Annotated in this window: 24 protein-coding genes and 1 tRNA gene; 14 read left to right on the forward strand and 11 right to left on the reverse strand. The window is 51.6% G+C overall.

The genetic code is table 11. The features are described from left to right. Nucleotides 1-93: 93 nt before the first annotated feature. Together ccmB and ccmA are read right to left on the reverse strand one after the other, a co-directional pair. Nucleotides 94-753, reverse strand: coding sequence for a heme exporter protein CcmB (ccmB, locus tag WN53_RS26215; RefSeq protein WP_021806074.1), 660 nt, complete (start codon nt 751-753; stop codon nt 94-96). Further along, a complete protein-coding gene (ccmA, locus tag WN53_RS26220; protein ID WP_024485096.1) occupies nt 753-1,385 on the reverse strand; it encodes a cytochrome c biogenesis heme-transporting ATPase CcmA in 633 nt (210 codons plus the stop codon). Before ccmA ends, ccmB begins: the two co-directional genes overlap by 1 nt. 236 nt (nt 1,386-1,621) lie before the next feature. Here ccmA and WN53_RS26225 point away from each other — a divergent pair, with 236 nt between their 5' ends. The 11 genes from WN53_RS26225 to WN53_RS26275 all read left to right on the forward strand — a co-directional run bounded on the left by WN53_RS26225 (nt 1,622) and on the right by WN53_RS26275 (nt 9,303). Next, nucleotides 1,622-2,560, forward strand: a complete 939-nt coding sequence (locus WN53_RS26225; protein ID WP_024485097.1) for a formate/nitrite transporter family protein — start codon at nt 1,622-1,624, stop codon at nt 2,558-2,560. Nucleotides 2,561-2,655: 95 nt separating this feature from the next. Further along, complete coding sequence (locus WN53_RS26230; RefSeq protein ID WP_024485098.1) at nt 2,656-3,507, forward strand: MurR/RpiR family transcriptional regulator; 852 nt, start codon at nt 2,656-2,658, stop codon at nt 3,505-3,507. Between the two features lie 297 nt (nt 3,508-3,804). Then, a complete protein-coding gene (locus tag WN53_RS26235; protein ID WP_024485099.1) occupies nt 3,805-4,236 on the forward strand; it encodes a PTS sugar transporter subunit IIA in 432 nt (143 codons plus the stop codon). 11 nt (nt 4,237-4,247) lie between these two features. Beyond that, nucleotides 4,248-4,721 (forward strand): PTS sugar transporter subunit IIB, encoded by a 474-nt coding sequence (locus WN53_RS26240; protein ID WP_024485100.1) that lies wholly within the window; start codon nt 4,248-4,250, stop codon nt 4,719-4,721. 38 nt (nt 4,722-4,759) lie between these two features. After that, nucleotides 4,760-5,548 (forward strand): PTS mannose/fructose/sorbose/N-acetylgalactosamine transporter subunit IIC, encoded by a 789-nt coding sequence (locus tag WN53_RS26245; RefSeq protein WP_024485101.1) that lies wholly within the window; start codon nt 4,760-4,762, stop codon nt 5,546-5,548. Continuing rightward, nucleotides 5,545-6,396 carry a PTS system mannose/fructose/sorbose family transporter subunit IID gene (locus tag WN53_RS26250; RefSeq protein ID WP_024485102.1) on the forward strand — a complete coding sequence of 284 codons (852 nt, stop codon included), beginning with the start codon at nt 5,545-5,547 and terminating at the stop codon, nt 6,394-6,396. The genes WN53_RS26245 and WN53_RS26250 overlap by 4 nt, the downstream gene beginning before the upstream one ends. An 11-nt stretch (nt 6,397-6,407) precedes the next feature. After that, nucleotides 6,408-7,460, forward strand: a complete 1,053-nt coding sequence (locus tag WN53_RS26255) for a tyrosine-protein phosphatase (RefSeq protein WP_046808390.1) — start codon at nt 6,408-6,410, stop codon at nt 7,458-7,460. A gap of 237 nt (nt 7,461-7,697) precedes the next feature. Continuing rightward, nucleotides 7,698-7,772, forward strand: a tRNA-Arg gene (locus tag WN53_RS26260). An 88-nt stretch (nt 7,773-7,860) separates the two neighbouring features. Next, complete coding sequence (locus tag WN53_RS26265) at nt 7,861-8,112, forward strand: hypothetical protein (protein WP_024485104.1); 252 nt, start codon at nt 7,861-7,863, stop codon at nt 8,110-8,112. Between the two features lie 59 nt (nt 8,113-8,171). Continuing rightward, entirely contained in the window at nt 8,172-8,450 is a 279-nt protein-coding gene (locus tag WN53_RS26270) for a hypothetical protein (RefSeq protein ID WP_024485105.1), read from the forward strand. A 313-nt stretch (nt 8,451-8,763) separates the two neighbouring features. Beyond that, the gene (locus tag WN53_RS26275; RefSeq protein WP_024485106.1) at nt 8,764-9,303 is read left to right on the forward strand and encodes a DUF2058 domain-containing protein; all 540 of its coding nucleotides are present in this window, start codon (nt 8,764-8,766) and stop codon (nt 9,301-9,303) included. Between the two features lie 171 nt (nt 9,304-9,474). Here WN53_RS26275 and WN53_RS26280 read toward each other — a convergent pair whose 3' ends face one another. From WN53_RS26280 to WN53_RS26310, 7 genes are all read right to left on the reverse strand, one after another. Next, nucleotides 9,475-9,684 carry a hypothetical protein gene (locus tag WN53_RS26280; protein WP_024485107.1) on the reverse strand — a complete coding sequence of 70 codons (210 nt, stop codon included), beginning with the start codon at nt 9,682-9,684 and terminating at the stop codon, nt 9,475-9,477. A 158-nt stretch (nt 9,685-9,842) separates the two neighbouring features. After that, a complete protein-coding gene (locus WN53_RS26285; protein WP_051346314.1) occupies nt 9,843-10,643 on the reverse strand; it encodes a fimbrial biogenesis chaperone in 801 nt (266 codons plus the stop codon). Nucleotides 10,644-10,650: 7 nt separating this feature from the next. Then, nucleotides 10,651-11,778, reverse strand: a complete 1,128-nt coding sequence (locus WN53_RS26290) for a fimbrial protein (protein WP_037412436.1) — start codon at nt 11,776-11,778, stop codon at nt 10,651-10,653. Further along, nucleotides 11,775-14,327 carry a fimbria/pilus outer membrane usher protein gene (locus WN53_RS26295; RefSeq protein ID WP_024485110.1) on the reverse strand — a complete coding sequence of 851 codons (2,553 nt, stop codon included), beginning with the start codon at nt 14,325-14,327 and terminating at the stop codon, nt 11,775-11,777. Before WN53_RS26295 ends, WN53_RS26290 begins: the two co-directional genes overlap by 4 nt. Continuing rightward, a complete protein-coding gene (locus WN53_RS26300; RefSeq protein ID WP_024485111.1) occupies nt 14,293-15,063 on the reverse strand; it encodes a fimbrial biogenesis chaperone in 771 nt (256 codons plus the stop codon). Before WN53_RS26300 ends, WN53_RS26295 begins: the two co-directional genes overlap by 35 nt. A gap of 51 nt (nt 15,064-15,114) precedes the next feature. Beyond that, complete coding sequence (locus WN53_RS26305) at nt 15,115-15,660, reverse strand: fimbrial protein (RefSeq protein WP_024485112.1); 546 nt, start codon at nt 15,658-15,660, stop codon at nt 15,115-15,117. 463 nt (nt 15,661-16,123) lie between these two features. Beyond that, nucleotides 16,124-17,026: a transcriptional regulator gene (locus tag WN53_RS26310; RefSeq protein ID WP_024485113.1), complete on the reverse strand. Its 903-nt coding sequence runs from the start codon at nt 17,024-17,026 to the stop codon at nt 16,124-16,126. 213 nt (nt 17,027-17,239) lie between these two features. On the opposite strand from WN53_RS26310, the gene WN53_RS26315 reads away from it, so the two are divergent. Together WN53_RS26315 and ypdK are read left to right on the forward strand one after the other, a co-directional pair. Next, a complete protein-coding gene (locus tag WN53_RS26315) occupies nt 17,240-17,686 on the forward strand; it encodes a type II toxin-antitoxin system HicB family antitoxin (RefSeq protein WP_024485114.1) in 447 nt (148 codons plus the stop codon). 525 nt (nt 17,687-18,211) lie between these two features. Further along, nucleotides 18,212-18,286: a membrane protein YpdK gene (gene ypdK / locus WN53_RS28310; RefSeq protein WP_099782600.1), complete on the forward strand. Its 75-nt coding sequence runs from the start codon at nt 18,212-18,214 to the stop codon at nt 18,284-18,286. A 68-nt stretch (nt 18,287-18,354) separates the two neighbouring features. Here the strand turns inward: ypdK and WN53_RS26320 are convergent, their stop codons facing one another. Then, a complete protein-coding gene (locus WN53_RS26320) occupies nt 18,355-18,879 on the reverse strand; it encodes a cytochrome b (protein ID WP_024485115.1) in 525 nt (174 codons plus the stop codon). A gap of 203 nt (nt 18,880-19,082) precedes the next feature. On the opposite strand from WN53_RS26320, the gene WN53_RS26325 reads away from it, so the two are divergent. Then, complete coding sequence (locus tag WN53_RS26325; RefSeq protein ID WP_046808082.1) at nt 19,083-20,225, forward strand: IS481 family transposase; 1,143 nt, start codon at nt 19,083-19,085, stop codon at nt 20,223-20,225. Between the two features lie 288 nt (nt 20,226-20,513). On the opposite strand, the gene alaC is transcribed toward WN53_RS26325, so the two are convergent. Then, nucleotides 20,514-21,728 carry an alanine transaminase gene (gene alaC / locus WN53_RS26330; protein WP_024486110.1) on the reverse strand — a complete coding sequence of 405 codons (1,215 nt, stop codon included), beginning with the start codon at nt 21,726-21,728 and terminating at the stop codon, nt 20,514-20,516. Nucleotides 21,729-21,745: the final 17 nt, after the last annotated feature.

Raw genomic sequence — 21,745 nt, forward strand, 5'->3', positions numbered from 1 at the left:
AATCATTCGGTAGCCGCTCCCTGATGGCAGAACGGCGAAAGTCTTGCGCACGGAAAAGCTCTTAGAGGCATTCATCCGCGATTAAATTTCCAGCTAGTGTACGCTTACACGCAACGCAGCTGCGGTGGCAAAAGGCGCCAGCGTGATGCTGCCCGCCAGCATCGCCCCCAGGATGGCCAGATAACCGTCGATCGGCATCCCCATCGAGGCGGCATCTATCGCCGCGGTAGCGAAAATCAGTACCGGAATATACAGCGGCAGCACCAGCAAACTCAGCAGCACGCCGCCTTTGCGTAGCCCCACCGTCAACGCCACCCCGATAGCGCCAATCAAGCTCAGCGTTGGGGTGCCCAGCAGCAGGGTCAGCGCCATCGCCATCCAGGTATTCACATCCAGCGACAGCAGCAGCGCCACCAGCGGCGACAGGATCAGCAACGGCAACCCGGTCACTACCCAGTGAGCACACACTTTGCCTAACACCGTCATTGGTAGCTGGGTTGGCAATAACAGTAGCTGTTCCAATGAGCCATCCAGGTAGTCATCACGGAACAATCGCTCCAGCGAAAGCAACGAGGCTAACAGCGCCGCTACCCAGATAATCCCCGGCGCAATTCGCGCCAGCAATTGCGGTTCTGGCCCAACGCCCAACGGAAACAGCGTGATCACGATCAGGAAGAACCACAGCGGGTTGACGATCTCGGAGCCTTTACGAAAGGCAATTTTCAGTTCCCGCCGCAGTATGATAAAGAACATCAGGCGATCTCCGCGCTGGTCTGTGTCAGGCGAATTTTCCTGACCGCCTGCGATGTACCGGTTAAATCTTGATGCGTCGTGAGCAACACCATTCCGCCCTGTTGAGCATGTTGCCCAAACAGCGCGGTGAGTTCCACCACGCCCTGTTTGTCTATGGCCGTCAAAGGTTCATCCAGGATCCACAGCGGGCATTTGCTGAGCCAGAGCCGTGCCAGCGCCACACGCCGCTGCTGCCCGGCGGAAAGCTGCGCCACCGGTACATCCTCGTACCCTACCAAGCCTACCTGCTCCAGCGCCTGCCAGATGGCCTGACGATCTGATGACTGGCTAACGGCCTGGTAAAACTGCAAATTCTCAAACGGGGTCAGCATGGATTTAATCCCCGGCTGGTGCCCCAGAAACAGCAGATCCAGATGATATTGCTCACGGCGGTGACGCGTATTTTCGCCCTGCCACAGCACTTCACCCGCGTCTGGCTGCGCCAACCCGGCCAAAATGCGCAGCAAGCTGGTTTTGCCAGCCCCATTAGGGCCTTCCACCTGAATAATGTCCCCCGGGCTCACCAAAAAACTCAACCTGTCAAACAGAGTACGTTCATCTCGTACACAACTAAGATTTCTGGCTTCCAGCATGGAGGACTCATATTTTTCTTTGGGATAGCGAATCATAGCATAAGCCACAGTGCGCTCGAAGCCCGCAGCCGGGCTTGAATGTACTCCATTAGGGGTAATATTGCGCATCAGATCAAAATTGCGTAGAAAAAATCAGCAACGTTAAAATTACGTTACTTTTTAATCATTTTTCCGGCGCACTTTCCTTCGCCCCATCAGCAACTACGCTTAGTTATCAGCCAATAGGAGAATGACCATTGAGCGTAAAACCAGATCGTCCAGCCAACAGCGATAAAAGCAGCGTCAAGGTCGAAAGCGAAGAGCACGATCGGGGCAAATCCACCATTGAGGTCGATGAGGAAAAACTGCCCTCGCGCGCCGCTGCCGTGCATGAGCAAATCCGCATGGAAGGGGAGAAAGAACTGGAGCGTGACTGGCTGGCGCTATTACTGTCGGCCTTGGCGGCTGGCTTGTCGATGGGGGCTTCCCTGGCGGCGAAAGGGATTTTTCACGCACGACTACCGGACGACCCAAGCCGGTTTTTTATCGAGAACATCGGCTATACCTTCGGCTTTATCATCGTCATCATGGCTCGCCAGCAGTTGTTTACGGAAAACACCGTCACTGCGGTGTTGCCCATCATGCATAAACCGACGCCGAAGAACTTCGTCATTCTGTTCCGCCTATGGGGGATAGTGCTGTTGGGGAATCTGATCGGCACCGGTCTGGCCGCGTTGGCATTTATCTATATGCCTATTTTTGATGAGAATACCCGTGCGGCCTTCACCAGCTTGTCACAGGAAATCATGCATAACACTCCGGGAGAGATGTTTGCCAACGGTATCCTGGCGGGTTGGATCATCGCCACGATGGTATGGATGTTCCCTTCGGCCAGGGCCGCCAAGATCTGGGTGATCGTGCTGATGACCTACCTGGTGGCGATTTGCGATCTTACCCATATCGTGGTCGGTTCCGTCGAGATCCTGTACCTGGTGTTTAGCGGCGCACTCCCCTGGCAGGAGTTCTTCTACCCGTTCGCCATCCCGACGCTGGCGGGCAATATCATCGGCGGCAGCTTTATCTTCGCCCTGATCAGCCATGCGCAGATCCGCAACGATATGAGTGACAAGGCCAAGGCCGAACGGCTAAAGGCTCAGCAGGAGAAAAAACCGAAAGAAGATACGGATCGCCAGTAAGACTTGCCGCCGCCAGCGATTCGCCGTTTGATAAGGTTGGTGCGAAATTGTATTATAAACAACGAATAACATTCTTACCCGGCGAAAGGTGTTAGATGTTCGACTTAAAACTTAGAGAAGTCAGCAACGGATTATCGGCGAAAGAACGTGGCGTAGCCGACTATATTATTGCGAATAAACAGTCGCTAAAAAATATGAGTATCCAGACGCTGGCAAAAGCTAACGATGTCAGCACCACTACCATTCTACGTCTCTGCCATAAGCTGGGGTATCAAGGATTCAGCGATCTTAAAATCGATTTGATCACCGCGTCGGGTTCCAGCAAACAAGATAATGTGTTGCAGGAAGACATTAATCTGGATGACTCAATAGAAACGGTGAACGGTAAAATTCACCTGATAGAAAAATCCTCTATTGATGAAACCCACGCCATGATGAATAGCGAGCAGTTGGCCAAAGCCAATGAGCTCATCAGAAATAGCAATAAAGTGGTGATCTACGGTGCAGGCAGTAGCGGACTGGTAGGTAAAGAGCTCGAATACCAGTTAATCAAGATAAAGAAAGACGTGAGCTGCCACCTGGACTACAGCATTCAATTTAGCATCGTCAATACCCTGGATAAACACGATCTGCTGATCATTATCTCCCACTCCGGTGAAAATCAGGATGGCGTCAAGTTGCTGACCCTGGCGCAGCAGTTGGGTGTCCCTTCTATCGCCATCACCAAAATGGGCCAAAGCCGCATCTCTGGCTTGGCCGATGTGTTATTGCACACCATTTCCACGGAAAGCGTTTCCCGCCTAATCCCTATCCGCTCCAAGATTTCACAGCTTTCGGTGATTAATATGTTGGTGACTAACCTGTTTATCCAGCAGTACGACGAGCGTTTATTAAAGCAAACCCAAACCCGCGCAGAACGTTTTTACAACCAAAACAACAAGCCTTAACCAGGCCACATACCCTCGCCGGGTTAAAAACATAGGGGCGCTGCATGCTGCGCCCGCTCATACAATCCGCACCTTCTCCCCCTACCTATTCCTTATCTTTGGTCCCCACATCCCCATCTCCTCCTCAAGCCAAAAACAGCCTTCCAGGCAGCATTAACCACCAAAGGGTGATCGGCTTCTCAGAACGCAGAAAATCCACTGCTCATGGTGTCCATTTCAACTTAAAGGTAATAGTATTACTAAAAAACAAAACACACAAAGTAACAATGTTACACAAAGGATTATCCAGGAGAGACGATGCAAGCTGAGATCCCTGTCATATTAGTGAGCCACGGCCCCTTTGCCCAAGGTGCGCTGACCTGTGCCGAGATGCTGATCGGTAAGCAAGAAAACGTTGCGGTGGTCTCCATTCAGGAAGACACCAATATCAGTGATGCTCGCGTCACGCTATTTGACACCTATAAATCGATTAACCAGGGCAATGGAGTGGTGATCCTGGTGGATATGATGGGTGGCTCGCCGTGTAATTTGTCTTGCGAGCTGTTGTTAACCCATGATGACGTGTTGTTATTCTGCGGTTTTAATATTCCGACCCTGCTTGAAGTTTTCAGCAATCGCGAGTTGCCATTAAATGAGATTGGAACCGTTATCGAGGAGGTTTTTCCAAATAGTTGCTTCAACGTTGGGAAGGTCTTACAAGCCGAGCGGGAACAGTCAACCGAACTTTAAGGAAAGATACCATGCCAATTAATTTAGCCAGAATTGATGACCGCCTTATTCACGGCCAGGTGATCACCACATGGGTTAAAAACCATGATATTGAACAGATCCTGATTATTAATGACAAGGTTGCCGGTGATAGCGTTCAGCAATCGGTGATCACCATGTCAGCACCGCCTGAATTAAAGGTTCAAGTATTTGGCGTACAGAAGTTTATCGATGTACTGAAAAAGGCAGAAATTAAAAGACGCACCATGCTGCTGTTTACCAACAGTGTCGATGTCCACGCACTGGTAGAAGGTGGGCTGAAAATTGACAAGCTGAACGTGGGTGGCATGAGAATGCAGGAAGGTAGAAAGAGCCTTTCGCGGGCCGTTGCGGTAACACCAGAAGAAGAGCAGGCGTTTAAATCGCTGATTGCCAAAAATATTGCGGTAGAAATACAAATGGTGCCGAAAGATCCCATTGTGGAACTGAAAACATTGATCGATTGATTAGGTAACTTTTTACGTAATCGCTGGGGGATACAACGATGTTAATGGAAGCAATCTTGGTGGCCATTTGGGCAGGTATTTGCTCAATGGATGACGTAGGGCCACAGATGCTGCGGCGGCCGTTGTTAACCGGCACGGTAGCAGGCATCATCATGGGGGATATGGTTCAGGGGTTGGCGATCAGCGCCACGCTTGAACTGATGTGGATGGGCATCGGTAACGTAGGCGCCTACTCTGCTCCCGATATCATTGCGGGATCGATCATCGGCGTCGCTTTGGGTATCGCCTCCAAAGGCGGTATTGCCGCGGGTATCGCGCTGGCAGTTCCGGTCTCTATTCTTTGCCAGCAACTGCTGATCGTCTGGCGCTCTTTTGCCAGCTTCTTAAACGTCTGGGCGGAGAAATCCATTCAATCGGGGGACTATCAAGGCCTGGTCAAGGTCCACTATTTCTCGACGCCGCTGTGGTTCTTGATCCGTGCCGCTCCCTGCTTCTTGGCAATCTACTTTGGTGGGGACCTGGTCAGCAAAGTGTTAGAAGCCATACCGGCCAGCATTTTAACCGGCATGGGCGTAGCGTCTAAAATGATCCCAGCCATCGGCGTGTGTATCTTATTGCTGATGCTGTTAAAGGGCCGGATGTGGTTCTTCTTCCTGCTGGGCTTTATTCTGACCACCTATTTAAAGCTGCCGATTATTCCGATTACCTTTATCGCCCTGGCCTTTGCCGTGCTTTATGACATGGCTTATACCAACGGCATGAATACTCCGGCACCAGAAAAGAGCAAAGCGACCGCAACGGACACTGAAGAAGAGTATGACTTATGAACGAGACAATTTCATATCATGGTGTGAGCCCCACCACTCAGGAAAAAAAGCTGACCAAGGCCGATTTAAACCGTATTTTCTGGAATATTCAGACCATGTCATTCTCATATAACTATGAGAAGCTGCAAACTATTGGCTTTGCGCATTGCATGATCCCGGTGCTCGACAAGTTGTACGCCGATGCTGATAAAGAAACGCGCGTACGGGCCATGAAGCGGCACCTGGAATTCTACAATTCACAAATTAACACCGGCGCACTGATTTTGGGCGTTACCGCCGCGCTGGAAGAAAAAACCACAGAAGAAGAGAAAGAAGCGGTAGTTTCTGTTAAGGCCGGTTTAATGGGCCCGCTGGCCGGTTTAGGCGATAGCCTGTTGAAATTCACCTGGCTGCCGATCTGCGGCAGTATCGGTGCCGCATTTGCCCTACAGGGTAATCTTATCGGCCCGATACTGATGTTTATTCTCTTTAACCTGGTCAACATCGGCTCGAAATATTTCTTTATCCATTATGGCTACAACAAGGGCGTGGATTTAATCGAGCAGTCGAAAAACTCCAACATCATTCAACGCATCTCAAACGTGGCCAACGTGGTGGGCGTGATGGTGCTAGGATCGCTGATAGCCACCACCGTCAAGATATCGACCCCCTTGGTGATCGCGGTTGGCGAGCAGTCGATAAAAGTCCAGGAGATGTTTGACAAGGTTGCGCCTAACCTGCTTACGTTACTGTTCTCCTTGGGAATATTCTTCCTGGTCAAAAGGTTTAAAGGAAAATATACGGTGTCACTCATCATTGCAATGATGGTGTTCGGCGTCATTTGCTCCATGTTTGGCATTTTAAGTTAAAGGGAATAGTGATGAATTCGAAGATTCAGTTATCCGTCAGCAGAAAAAACAAGACCCAGCTCGAGATAAGCTTTAATTCAGATGCAGGCCCGGTGTCGCTATACTGGACAAAAGATAATGATGCCAACAGTCAGGAACGCTTTTTAATTACGGACAATGCCACTAGCCCCTATTTATTGGACGATCCGTTAAAGGCCGAACAGCGCGTTTATTTTATTATCGAGCAGGGAGGCCAAACTTTTCTTACCGCAGAAAGAACCCTTCCCGTTGGCGGATTAAATAACTTCCGGGATTTTGGCGGCTACGTGGGTGCCGGTGGCAAACAAGTAAAATGGGGAATGCTGTACCGTTCGAACCATTTACACCACCTCAGCCCGCAGGCCGTGGCATACATCGAATCGTTGCAGATTCAGACCATTATTGATTACCGCAGTGCCAATGAGATTGCCAAAAGCCCCAACGACGCTGTTGGTGAGAAAAGAACCTATCACCTGGATGCAGCGGCACAAACCGCAGAGCTGGCGGCCCAGTTTTCTGCCGAGCCCAGTGACGAAGATCGCATGCTGATCGAAAGCGTTATGCGTGATATCCCTGCAGAACTGATCAATGGGCAAGGCGCGCAGGTTTTAGAACAATACAGACACTTCGTGACCAGTGACAAATCTAAAACAGCGTTTAAGGCCATGATTGAGGTGTTGTTAGATAAAGACAACAGCCCACATATTCAGCACTGCCGTGGGGGCAAAGACCGCACGGGCTATGGCGCTTTATTGGTTTTATCCATGCTGGGGGTTTCAGAGGATGACATTATTGCCGATTACATGCTAACCCAGGCCAACCGGATGGAGCGCAACGAGGTAAAAATGGCCGCCTACCGTAAAATAACCGACGACCAGAATGTGCTTGATTACCTGCATACGCTGATTGATACGCGCGAATCCTTTATTGTTGAGGTGTTCAACACCATGAAACAACAATCTGGTAGCGTTGCGGGTTACATCAAGCAGGAATTAGGCTTTACCGACGCCGACTTTAGCAAGATGCAGCAAAACTTTTTAATTTAACCCCTTAGAACCAGACAACTCCTTGATACCACGGCGGCAGCTGTGGGGCACTGTAACATGCCTCGCTCCTGCCGCTCGCCCTTCACCAAAGCGCCTGGCTTCTGCCGCAAACTCACATTGATAGACGGCTAACGGCAAGAAATGGGCTAAAAACAGAGAAAACCGGTTACATTTCAGACGATCAGGCCAATAACCTCTTAAACCCAAGCGTAAAAATGGGTATACTGCGCCCGCTGTGTCCCCTTAGTTAAATGGATATAACGAGCCCCTCCTAAGGGCTAGTTGCAGGTTCGATTCCTGCAGGGGACACCATTTCATGTGAACTTCCCCTAGTGGACAGCCTCCCCTTCAGAACAAACACTACCGTACAATCGATGAAAAACAACATGGATTGACTACGATGAACTTTTGCGGGCATATCCTTGGTACAATCAAATCCCCTCTGAAATTATGTCCACACACTTACGCTCAAGCGGGTAAACCCAAAGAAAAGCTACTGCCCGACCGAGGCTGGCTGAATCCTACTGTTTGTGCTGGTTATCGGGATGATAAAGTATGGCGCATGTGCGACAGACTGAAGCTAAATGCTCAATATAGTTCCATCGATGAAAAAATAGACAATAAAGAAGAGGCAGTTGCTCACGCTATTTAAACTGGTAATTACCAATCCTATTGCTTAGAATATACGTGCATTTACTTATGGATATTAATATGAAAATTAAGATTGCATCCTTGGGTTTTTTGTTTCTCTCATTTAACGCACTTTCTACTACGCACTACCAAGCGGGAGATTGCATAACACCGACCGATCCCGGTTACAGTTGGTATGGTCATGTTGCCAAAGTAGTATCATTCTCAGAAATCGAGGGCTATTTCGATAAAAACTACATTTTGTTCTTTCCGACCTATAAATCCGGAGATGTCATCTTTACTACCGAGATAGAACACAGCACCAAGAAGGTTCCTAGCCAGTTCTGCGATAAAAAGTAGGCAAGTTGAACAACGCAAAAGATGCACAGGAATATGTGCCCTCTCCCACAGCACATACCGGGAACCTATGAACACTTGCTTGTGGAGAGGGAGTGAGTTCAGAGCCGCGGTCAGGTAGTGGATCCGATTTGTAGCACGTCGGGTTCACTCTCGTTTTGGGTGATAGTTAGAGTGAGGGACATCACTTGCTGTCACAGAGAGTATAAAGCTATTTATTATCAATATGATGTGTGATAGGCTCCCGCTACCTAGCACAACCTCATACGTTAAGGGTATAATCCAAGGCATTATTTAATCGGTTTCGGAAACGAACATGGCAAAGCTAACATTACAAGAGCAGCTGCTTAAAGCTGGATTGGTCAACAGTAAAAAACTGGCGAAAGTGGAAAGAACGGCTAAAAAATCGCGGGTTCAGGCTCGTGAGGCAAGAGAGGCCGTGGAAGAAAACAAAAAGGCTCAGGTTGAACGTGATAAACAGCTGAATGAGCAGCAAAAGCAGGCCGCCTTAGCTAAAGAATATAAAGCCCAGGTAAAGCAGCTCATTGAAATGAACCGGATCGTTATTTCACATGGCGATATTGGTTATAACTTCACAGATAACAATTTAATTAAAAAAATATATGTGGATAAGACGACTCAATCTCAATTGATTAGTGGCCGCCTTGCCATTGCTCGGCTGATTACCGATAAGAATCCTGATGGCGAATACGCGATTATACCCGCGATCGTGGCCGATAAAATTGCGCAGCGTGATGAGAGCAGCATTGTATTAAATGCCGAGCTGAGTAAAGAAGCTAAAGATGAAGACGATCCGTATGCCGATTTTGTCGTGCCTGACGATCTGATGTGGTAAACAAACTTTCCAGATGCTTATAGCGCCAGCCCACAAGCAACAACGCCCCTTGATCTCAACCTCAGGGGCATTCCGACCTATCTTTTCGTCTTTCGAAGTAAATCACACAAAATCGTATTTAAATTAAAAAGTTAAATGAAAAAGCCCCGAAAACGGGGCCTTGTGGTGGATTCAAACGGGCTGGGCCTGCTTTTTATAGATGGAACGGTAATGATTTAGTCGTTCAAAAAAGCTGTTGCTCTGGTCACGCGACATATTACCCGCCACGCCATTAGCATCGACTTCACGCCCCTGAAACTCCAAGAATGCCACCGTAGAAGCGAGAAAATCCATGTTGCTGGTGTTCTTGGCATAGACATAGCACTTTTCCAAAGTTTCCATGATCTCCTCCTCAACGTTTACAGTAAAGTTGACGTGCCACAAGCAGGATGACAATCGCTCGTTAAATGTGCTGCATCTCTAAGAATACTCGCAAAGCCTGAAAAATATACGCCATACGTGCGGTGTGATTAAAAAGCGGGCAGAGATCGCAGAAATACCTAGCGCGGCAAGGACGATTGCTCAGCTTGCAAGACTTGCTCTGCCGTAACCACAGAGCCAAAGTCGTCAAGCACCGAATAAAACACCTTCATGCCAGCATTCACCGGGCCTTTAGCCGCCGTTAAGGCAAAATCAGCCTGCCCTTTTGGGCTTACCATGCCATTTTCCGGCACCAGGGTAACGACGGCCTGTTGCTTATCGCGGCCCACCGCCATTTCTAGTAATGTCTGGTGAAAAGGCGTGGGGTTGCTGACCACCAACACAGGGCTACCGCCCTGTTTTGCCAGGCTAAAGCGTAACTGATCCTGAACGTTAGCCGTGTTCATCGTCTGCAACGACCGTGGCCGATAGAACAGTTTTATCCGGGTTCTGAACGCCATCTGCATCTGGCTGGCCGTATTGCCGGCCACTTTCGGCGGGATCTCCAACACGTTAAGCCAAAACACCGACTCACGATCGCTCGGCAGCGTGTGTTCTGCCCCGGTAAACAACACTCTCAGACGCTGTGCCCGCTTCCCGTCCAGGCGCAAGATCGGCGGCGCTACGGTAAACGGCGTGGCGATTTTCTCCGGTTCCGCCTCACTATCACCCTTGTCCACCCAGACTTGCAGCAACACCGCAGAGCGGCCCTCGTTGGTCACGCGCAGCGTCGCTTCCTTATCCTTGCCATTGACAATCAGGCGCGTGGCTCCCAGGTATATCTCAGCGTGGCTCAGTGGGATAAATAAGGCCATCACCGTAATCAATAGCCAACGGCCAAGCCTGCGATATTGTGGCGTGAAACCATACATAGCTGCCATTTTCACCCTACTTATAATTGAGCGTAAAAGTGATTGCGGTGTTGGCCGTACCTGCGGTTACCGCATTACCCACCTGGAACAAGCCAGCCTGCATGGGAACCCGATAGTTGGCCTTGGCCGAACTATTATAGTTATCCAGCAGATAAACAGTGCCAAACGTCACCGGCAGGTTGTTGCCACGCAGTAACTGGATCCCGACACCGCCAGCGCTTGAGGTGGCATTCGGTGCCACTACGCCATTGGCAGCATCCAGCACCTGAGTCGTGGCGGCAAAACTGTAACCAATGCTGGCCAAGCCAGCCGGGCATTGGTTGAACGCCAGCTCAAAGGCTTTACGCCCTGCCACCGAACCCACACCGTTGAACTGACCGACGCTGGCCTCCGGCAGATCGACATTCACATTCGGAGTGGTGCAGGTGCCGCCACTGGCGATAGTGCCGCCGCTTTTGAACTGGGCAATCATGTAGGTGAGATCGCCCGGCAGAGCAATGCCGTTATACGTCTCTAAATGCCGCAGATAAATTGGATCGAACAAGGGAATTGCGCCAGCGGTCAGGCCGGTGGTGGTTTTCACAAACCGCACCTGGGCATCAACCCCTAAATAGAAGCGGTTACCGCTGTAGTTGACGGTGATAGACTCGGGATGGGTCTGCTGCCCGCCAGTGCCAATGGTCAACGGCTGCCAGTTGGTCGTTTTACCATTCAGGGTATAACGCCAACGGACGATATAACCCAGACCGGTTTTTACCGTGGTGTTATACAGCATGTAAGTTTGCCCATCGACCACGATAGTATTGCGCGTAGTGTAAGGCGGGTAACCCTGTACGCTAAACTGCACCGGCTGCTGGTAGGCGCTATTTGGGGTGCAGTTCCAGGCAGTGGAGTTGTAAGAGTTGATCCAAGGCCCCAGCACGTCACCCACGGCGCTGTCTTTGCCAATCTCAATGGTGGCCGTATCGAAAAACTGATAATAACCACTGTTACGCGCGCAACTGACCGCAAGCCCTTCGGCGCTGGCCGCTCCGCCGTAGCCAAATATCAGCAATAAGCCAAGAAGCAAGCGCTTACCTCGCTGCCGGAATCCAGCGCCAAGCCACAGCGTGAAAACAAGGGTCAAAGTCAGTAGTTGCTTCATTGGCATATTACCTCCAGGCGGCGATAGTCCGATTCATCCCCAGGCGATACGGCGGGCAACTGATAGTTAAACCGGCAACTTTCTCCGGTTCCTTCCCCCCACTTCACCTCTAACTGGCCTTTAGGGTTGTTGACCCGCAGTAAGCCTTCACCAACCTGACCGATATACCCCACGCTACGCTGTTGTTCATCGGACACGTTTGCGCCAAAGGGCAACGGATTACCAGCAACGTCTCGGGTCGTCACCAGGATCGAGTAGCCGCTTTCGGTCTCATAACGTAACAACCCAACGGCACCGGCGGTAGGCGCGATCTTCTGACTGGTGTATTTCAGCTCCACATCCCTGGAAAGCCCTTTCGGATCCAACTCCACGGTATTCTGACGGTAAGGGCTGAGGTAAGGGACCACCGCCTTACCGCTGTTATCCAGGCGCAGACCGCTGTAGTTGGTAATTCTGGCCCCCTTGGCGTTATCTGCCTCAACGATTGCCGACGTTTCCCCCAGCATCGGTGTAAACACCACTCCGCCACTATAGGCAACCAGGCCACCGGACATATTGGCGCCATATTGTTGATAACCCTGGCCTGCGGAAACGCTGCCCCCAACGAAGGCATAAGGCGCGGCCCATGAGCCGTTGACGCCACCGCTAACGCTGTTGCTACCATTTTTATCATAGTCGTAGTTGGTAAAGGCACTGTAGTTATACTGCCGGTCCTCTCCCAGGCTACCGGACAGCGAGTTTTGCAACCCCTGGCGATCCTTTTGCTGGGTATAGCTGCTGGTCAGGTTAGGAGCACGCGCACTGGAGCCCAATGGGATCGACAGGGTCAGCATGGCTTTATTATCCCAGTCTCCGGTTGCCAGGTTACGCGTCCGCGCGAAGTTAACCCCATAATTCAGCTTGTTATAGTGATTGTTGTAGCTAAGCTGATATTCGCGGTCGGTCTGGTCATGATCCCAATAATCCTGCACGTTGGCATTCAACGCGACAGTCCCAAAACCCTCCGGCAACGACTGGCTGGCGTTAATCTGCAAACGATTGCGTCTTTTCCAACTGTTATAGTCAGCATAGCCGCTATCGTTACTGTCGCGATCGCGCAGCAACATGGCGTCATCTACGTTGTAATACCCAGAACTGGAATAACGATAGGTGGCCAGCGTGATGTTGGTATCCACTACCGGCAAAATTTTCGCATAGGTGAACCGTACGCTATGCCCCTGCTCGTTAGGGCGGTGCTCAAACTGCGTTTGTGCCTGGGTAATATCCGCCGACAGCGCACCAAAATCGGTATTGAATGCCAGACCGCCCGAGGCGGCCGCATAACCATCGGCACCGATCACGCCGGTATACCCCGTCAGCAGGTTAGTGAAACCATGCCTCAAGGTGCCCACCGCAATGGCAGGTTCCTCGCTCACCGAGTTATTGCGATATTTCCCCGCCATCAGTGAATAGTGGGTTACACCTGGCCGCAGCAGCTCTGCTATTGAAGCATAGGTGACGGTAAAGCTGCGTTCGGTGCCGTCGGCTTCGGTCACCGTGACCAGCAGATCGCCGCCGCTGCCGGTAGGATAGAGATCGTCAATAACAAACGGCCCCGGCGGTACGGTGGTTTCATAAATCTGGCTGCCACGCTGGCTGACACGCACCAACGCATTGGTATTGGCGATACCGCGCACCACCGGAGCAAAGCCACGTTGGGAATCGCTGTACATACGATCGTCCGAGCTGATCTGAGCGCCAATGAACCCAATGCTGTCAAAGACTTGGCCGTCGGTGGTCGATTGCCCCAGCACCATCCGGCTACGCCAGCCAACCAAAGGCCGCTCCAGATAGGTTTCATTGCTTTGATAGCGAAAACCCTCGTCATCATTCCAATTGGCCGATGCCCGGTAACGCAGACGCCACACGTCCCAGTTTAATCCGCCACGCAACCCCAGAAATTGGGTGGTTTGAGCAGATGAGTCGGAATGATCGGAACGGTAGGCGTTGTAGTCATATTGCAGGGTCGCCGCCGTGATGCCGTTATCCCACAGCTCAGGGCTAACATAACCACGAGCTTCATGCTGCAGCAAAGACTGCGGCGCACGCACATCCAACCGTTGGCCACCGCTATCAAAATTGCCCTCCACGCCAGGCACCAGTTCACCCAGCGCAATACACTGTTCCCCTTGCTGCAAGCGCGACAACACCGCCTTGTCCAGTTTATCCAAGGCAATGTCGAACAGGCTTAACAGTTTCAGATCGTAGCAAGGCTGAGCGATGCTGCTTTGCGGCGAAGCCAGGGAAAAGTTGACGTCCTGCCGCCCTTTCCATTGGTCGTTAAGATAGAGATCGATGCGGTGAATGCCGGGAGCAACCGGGTTACCGCTGGAGAACTGGCTGACATCGATGGACGAACGCAGAAAAGAATCGTTGAACTCAATAACCTCGGCTTCATCCGCATCAGCCAACGCCAAGGGAGCCAGTAAAATGGCTCCCACAATGCAAATCTGGTTGAGAAAAGAGGGCCGCCAATCAAGACTTACCACTACCCGCCAACGTCCGCTCATTTTTGTTATCCCCACCGAAATCATCAATCAGGCTGTAAAACGCTTTTAAGCCTGCTGACGGTGCCGATTTCATTCCTTGAATTTTCATCACCAACTCGCCAAAGGGTGCCACCATCCTTTCCTGCGTTTTCCCCAGTTCGCCCAGTACCGGCGCACCTTTGGCGCTACGAATTTCAATCTGGCGGAAAGTAAGGTAATAAGGCGATGGGTTCTTGGCGACGATTTCATAACCTGCAGCCCCTTTGCGTAAGCTCAGATCCAGCTTTTCGTAAGCCTGAGCCGGGGTCATTGGCAGGTTATCCGGCCGATAGAACAGTTTGATGCGGGTGCGGAAAGAGAACTGCATCAGGTTGTCGCCCGCGGCTATTTTTTGGGAAGCCTTGGGTGGGATCTCCAACACATTGAGCCAGAACAGTGATTCACGGTTGCTCGGCAATCCGCCGCCGGTACGTGCAATACGCAACGCCTGCCCTTTACCCGGATCGATACGGGCGACCGGTGGCGTCAGGGTGAAAGGCACCTTGACGGTGTCGGGTTTGGATTTAACATCCCCGTTATCGATCCAGGACTGGATCAACACCGGGCTGGTCCCTTGGTTACGCAGTTGGGTAATCGCCTCACCGCTGTTTTCGTTATAAATAATGCGTGTGGCGTTGATGATCACACCAGCATCAGCGGCAACGGTCCATGTCAGCGCCAAGCTAAAGGCGGAAACGGTAAATAGGGTTCTTAACATGGCGCTGTCCTCTGAAAGGGATGAGGCTGCCCCATCCCACGGTTGGATGTCTTACAGGTAGATGATGGTGTAATCCACTTGGGTATTAACCGTACCTGGCGTGACCGTCCCGTTCGCATAGTATTGCGCGTAATAATTCATTACGCCGCCACCGGAGCTGATATCAACTTCCAAATCGCCTTGGCTATGTGCATTACCCGCCATGATGCTGCCTAGATTGGCGTTCAACAGTTGAACCTGGACGTTGGTCGCCGTGCCCGATGCCGAGTTGTTCAGGCGACCGGTGCTCTGTTCAACATAAGCACCCGCTTCAAAGAAAGTGCTGGCAGTATTAAGTGTAGCCCCCGCACAGTTGGTCAGTGCGATGCTGAAAGGTGTTGCCCCTGCAGTTGCCCCAACGGCTGGCAGCGCAGAGATAGAAATGGTCGGCAACGTTACCGTGGCGTCTTTAGACTGGTTGTTGACCGAAATATCGCAGGTAGTGTCGGTAATGGTGCCATTGATGGTGATGGTGCCATCGGCTGCCAGGGCTGAGCCCGCAAAAGTCAAACCGATAACAGCGGCCAGCAGGGGAGTTTTGGTGTTGTAAAATTTCATAATGATCCTAATCCGTTACAAGATAACTGTAGTTAACCAAGCACATTGCCGATTGGTGCGCCCGAGAAGCTTTACTGTCATCGGTCCGTTATTTACCATCCTGCCGTACTTGTTTGTTTCCACCGTTCTGCGATAACTCCGCAGGTTCCGTGGTGATCGTCACCAGCCAGTCACTTAAGAAAAATCCCAACCACCCGTTGACAAGAAAAATCTTAACCCGCAAGCGGTATAAAAGAATCATTAACCATTAACTTGCAATTGTTTAGGTTTAAAACCCAAAATTAATGTTTTTAACGGCCTGTTTAATGCACAGAACTCTGCATGAGCTCTTGGTTAAGCACAAAAAACTTGTTGCTTTTATGTTCAATCAATACAAGATTTAAACAATTCGGCGCATTGTCGCTCACCCCACCCAAAAACCAGACTACTGTTGCGATGTTCAGGCCCATTCTTTTACTTAGCCTTACTGCAACAACGGCAAATTGTCGTTCTCTAGCCCTGAGCAAAACTCTATTTTATGCTCACGTACGATGGTACAACGCACAAAAAACAGGCGACTCACGCCAGAAATAAAAGAACGAACCTGGTTGCTGCGTACCACTAGCAGGTATTCATCTGCCCGGCATTCGGCTTTTCGTTTCTCCACATACGACAACATGTCCTGATTCAGACTGGGGCTGGGGACACCTGACTGCGTGGATGTCGACATAAACACCTTGCAACTCCCCGCCTTGCCAAGAAACACCTCCTGTCTGGCAAGCGAATTAGTGGCGTACATCGTAGATGCAATCCCCAGCACAAAGACCAAACCAGCAACCGTAGCGATCAGGCCCCAACCAAGACGTTTTTTGTTGGCAGGAGTGGCAATCTCTTCGCTTGTCGGCAGATCGAGCTCATCGTCCACCTCGGAAGCTGAAGCAGCATCATCGTCAGTCTCGGCTTCGTCTTCCAGCCCGCTATCTACTGGCAAATAGGCCTCATCACCCACTGTCTGTGCAGGGACTAACGGGGTAAAATGCCCATCGTCTTCCTCGCTGATTTCAACCTGGATCTCGCGGCGCAACATAAACCCTATCTTCGGCACGGTGGCAATCACCTCATCATCGATTCCCATCACCTTAAGCACCCGGCGCAGCTTGCTCACGCATTGATTAAGGTTGTTATTGCTGGAGATCATGCCGTAGTCGTCCCACACCTTTTTGAAAATCACCTCCCGTTCCACGGGTTTACCATAGTTGGCGATCAGTAATAGCAAAAGACGTTTGGCAGGATTGGAAATAGAAGTGGGCTCGTCGGAAAAGTCGCTTGGACCCAACGTTCCGCTGTCACCATCAAACAGCACACGATCGTTAAATCTGTATTTCATGTTAATCCGCATTATCATTGAGTTTATAGGATAATTCTGACATAAATTGCTAATAAAACATCAGTCACCGTCCAAAAAAGATACTGCATAACCATGTTTTCAGCTTGGCGGCCTACATAGTGATTATCCCCGTGCTTTAAGGACGCCAATCTCTGGCATTGTTGTCGCCAACCGGTCACAATGCGGCTCACTTCCCTCCAAGCAGGAAATATGATGCCTTGCCACTATCCCGCCCATTACGCCTTCGATAGCGAAAGCGATGCCTGGCAAATTACCTTACGCGACTTCCCCGAGCAGCAGGCCGCCTGCTACAAACGTGAGGACGTCGAACTGGAGGCGCAGGAAAGCCTGCTGACGGCTATCGCCATTGAAATGGAAGAAGGCCGCCCGGTGCCTGCGGCCTCCGCATTGCAGAGCGGTGACATCGCACTGCATTTGCCGGTGCTGGTGAAATTAAAGCTGGAACTGCATAACCACATGTTGAGCAGCAACACCTCAAAAGCGCTGCTGGCCCGCCAGATGGGTTTTAACGGCGCACAGATCGAACGGTTGCTGGATGTGGCCTATGCCTCGAAGGTTGAGGCACTTGAGCAAGCCCTGTTCCTGCTGGGCTACGAAGTGCATACCACGGTAGCGGTGATCCGCCAGCCCTCAGAATAAATAGTTTGCCCAGAGAGTAAATTTTTACCGTTTTGCGCCGATAGGGTTATTAAACAACCACCGAATGCAAAGTGAAGGCTAAAAATGGAACTCAACCGTCGTCATGTCTGGGCCGCTATCCTGCTTTCTTGTCTGGTCTTCTGGGCGATCCTGATCGCCAGCGTCAGTGCCGTGGCCTGATGCTTTGTAACAAACTGTTACTTCAGGCATTTATCATCCATCACACCTCGTAGAGGTGCTGCATGCTGCGCCCGTTTCAACGCCTTGGCAGGGTAAAAAACCGGCAAAAAGTGTGATCAAAAACACAGTATTGAAATGGGTAGGATTTTGGGAGTACATTAGCGCCGATCCTGTTGTGATTCCTGGATAACCTCAAGGAACTTGAATCGCAACGACCGGTAAATCGTAGCTCAGGACGTTGTTCCTTCTGATTGAAGAACCCGCCGCCCGCCGCTGATTTGCCACAAAATACTCAGACAACAATCGGGATCGTTGGTTTGCGAGGACTCCACAAGGAGTTGTTACGTGAAATACTTTTTGATGGGCGTTTCATTCATGCTGGTTGCATGGGTAGGCACCTTCATGCTGATGGTTGCCTAACCGCAATCTGACCAGGTACTTAGACAAAGGGGCGCTTCTGCGCCCCTTTGTTGTTTCTGCACCGCGAACTATTTGCCGGGCATCATCCGGCGCAGGGTGTCATCACCCCGCACATAGTGATGATAAATCGCGGCCAAGGCATGGATGCCGATGATGAAATATCCCGTATTTGCCAAGGTTTCGTGCACCATTTTCAGCGTGCGGCGTATACCCGCATCGGGCGTGACCCACTGCGGCACCTGCCAGCCCAGCAGCATCCACTGTTTGCCACCATAGGCCAACGTCAAGAAGCCCAAGATCGGCAACGATAAAAACAGCAGATACAGCCCCCAATGGAGCATTTTCGCCCCTAGCGCCTGTAATTCCGGCAAGGCCGGAGTGATCGGCGGCGTAGGATGCCGGTGGCGTAGCCCAAGGCGGATAAGCATCAGCACAAATACCGACAGGCCAAAGTTAAAGTGCAGATCCTTCACCAATGCTGCGCTGTCATCCGGCACCGAGTCCTTCAACAACATGGCACTGTAAGTCAGGATCACCATCACCAGCGTCAGCCAGTGCAGGAGTATTTGTGATTTTGCAAAGCGAACGCCCATAGAGACTCCCACTAAATTCGGTATTAGCAGAGCATAGCGGATAACAACTGAAGAGAACCTTAAGTAGAAGAAAAATAGCGGAAACTGATCCCCCTCACCCTAACCCTCTCCCGTTGTACAGACCGGGGACATCATGAACACTTGTTCGGGGACATGGTAGACACTTACAACATAGGTATGAGTACTTCTGAGTGGAGCTGCTTATGCCGTGGAATGAGAGATCTGCCATGTCATTACGTACCGAGTTTGTGCTTTTCGCCTCGCAAGAAGGCGCTAATATCCGTGCGCTATGCCGTCAGTTCGGCATAGCGCCTGCTACCGCATACAAGTGGTTACATCGCTGGCAGTCTGATGGGCGGGCCGGTCTGAACGAACGTTCTCGAGTGCCACACCATTCCCCTTCCAGAACACCCGATATCGTTGTCCAACACCTCCGCGCTGCGCATCTGGCCCATCCGATGTGGGGGGCGCGCAAGCTCAAGCGGTGGCTTGAGATGCAGGGGCATACGTTACCTGCCGCCAGCACCGTGCATAACCTGATGCGCCGCCATGACCTGCTACCGGGTGGCCCATCACCAGCGCCCACTGTTGGACGCTTTGAACATGATGCACCGAACCAGCTCTGGCAGATGGACTTTAAAGGCCACTTCCCCTTCGCCGAAGGGCGTTGCCATCCGCTGACCCTGCTGGATGACCATTCACGCTTCTCGCTCTGTCTGGCGCACTGCCCAGACGAACGACGCGTCACCGTGCAGTCTCAGTTGGTAGCGGTGTTCGAACGTTATGGCTTGCCGGAGAGAATGACCATGGATAACGGTGCGCCCTGGGGCGACACGACGGGCAGTTGGACCGCACTGGAACTGTGGCTGATGCGTCAGGGTATCCGGGTGGGTCACTCGCGGCCTTATCATCCTCAGACTCAGGGTAAGCTGGAGCGCTTCCACCGCAGCCTGAAGGCAGAGCTCCTGCAGGGGCGGTGGTTTACCCATGCCGCGCAGTTGCAGGAGGTGTTCGACGCCTGGCTAGAAACCTACAACCTGGAACGCCCACATGAAGCCCTGTCAATGGCGGTACCGGCGTCCCGTTATCAGCCTTCATCGCGACAGTACAATGGTAATCCAGCGGCAGCCGAGTATGACGAGGGGGTCCTGGTCAGGAAAGTGGATGTCAGTGGAAAACTGAGTCTGAAAGGGATGGGCCTGAAAGTGGGCAAGGCCTTTATCGGTGAATATGTCGGACTGAAGGAAAGTGAGAGAGAGGGCTACTACGAGGTATGGTGGTACAGCACGAAAGTGGGGACGATCGACCTGAGAAATAGGTCGATCATCATGGGTAAAGGATGTTAAAAAGTGTTCACCATGTCCTTGAACACCTGTCTACCATGTCCCCGGTCTGTACACCCGTAGGGCGAGGGGACCGATCGAGTGGGTTTGAAAATACGGTGGCACACCTTGGCTGGGGTGGCGATCGAGTTAGTTGTTGGTTTGCGTAATACCTTATCTTTCTTGTTTTTGCTCCCTACTTTCCGAAGCTGCACGGACCAACCAAGCGCTCCGGCCAGCTCCCTCTCCCAGTGGGAGAGGGTCGGGGTGAGGGGTAACAGCGATTGCCGGGTCTCAGGCAACAACGCGATGCTATTTGGTCGCTGGCTTGATTAACCCATCGGCACGGAACATTGCCTTGATACCGCGCACCGCCTGGCGGATACGATCCTGGTTTTCAATCAAGGCAAAACGCACATGGGTATCGCCGTAATCGCCAAAGCCGATCCCTGGGGATACGCACACTTTAGCCTCCGCCAACAGACGCTTGGCGAACTCCAGCGACCCCAGATGCGCGTAAGGCTCAGGAATTTTTGCCCACACATACATCGAGGCTTTCGGGTTTTCCACCATCCAGCCAGCTTCGTGCAGCCCTTTCACCAGCACGTTACGGCGCTGGCGATACTGCTCGGCAATATCCAACACGCACTGCTGATCGCCTTCCAATGCGGCGATAGCAGCCACCTGCAGCGGCGTAAAGGTGCCATAGTCGTGGTAGCTTTTGATCCGTGCCAATGCGCTAACCAGCTCAGGGTTACCTACCATAAAACCAATACGCCAGCCGGCCATATTGTAGCTTTTCGATAGGGTGAAGAATTCTACCGCAATGTCTTTGGCTCCTGACACCTGCATGATCGAAGGCGCTTTCCAGCCGTCATAGACGATATCGGCGTAGGCCAGATCGTGGATCACCAGCACGTCATACTGCTTCGCCAGCGCCACTACCCGTTCAAAGAAATCCAGTTCTACACACTGCGCCGTCGGGTTGGACGGGAAGCCCAGGATCATCATTTTTGGCCGCGGAATGGTTTCACGAATGGCGCGCTCCAGCTCACCAAAGAAATCCACGCCGTCCACCAGCGGCACGGAACGCACCTGCGCACCGGCGATCACTGCGCCATAAATATGGATCGGGTAACTTGGATTCGGCACCAGCACCGTATCCCCGTGATCGAGCGTTGCCAACATCAGGTGTGCCAGGCCCTCTTTCGAGCCGATGGTCACAATGGCTTCGCTCTCGGGATCGATATCGACCTGATAGCGTTCCTGATACCAGTGCGAAATAGCACGGCGTAGGCGCGGAATACCGCGTGAGGTTGAGTAGCCATGCGTATCATCACGCTGGGCTACGGTGCAGAGTTTCTCTACGATATGCGGTGGCGTTGGGCCGTCCGGGTTACCCATGCTGAAATCGATAATATCTTCCCCGCGACGGCGCGCGGCCATCTTCAATTCTGAGGTGATATTAAACACATAAGGGGGCAGGCGTTCGATGCGCGTGAAACGGCGCGGGTTGTTATCAGACATAGTTACCTCGAAGAGAC

The sequence above is a fragment of the Serratia fonticola genome (genome assembly GCF_001006005.1).
In the GTDB taxonomy this organism is placed as follows: domain Bacteria; phylum Pseudomonadota; class Gammaproteobacteria; order Enterobacterales; family Enterobacteriaceae; genus Chania; species Chania fonticola.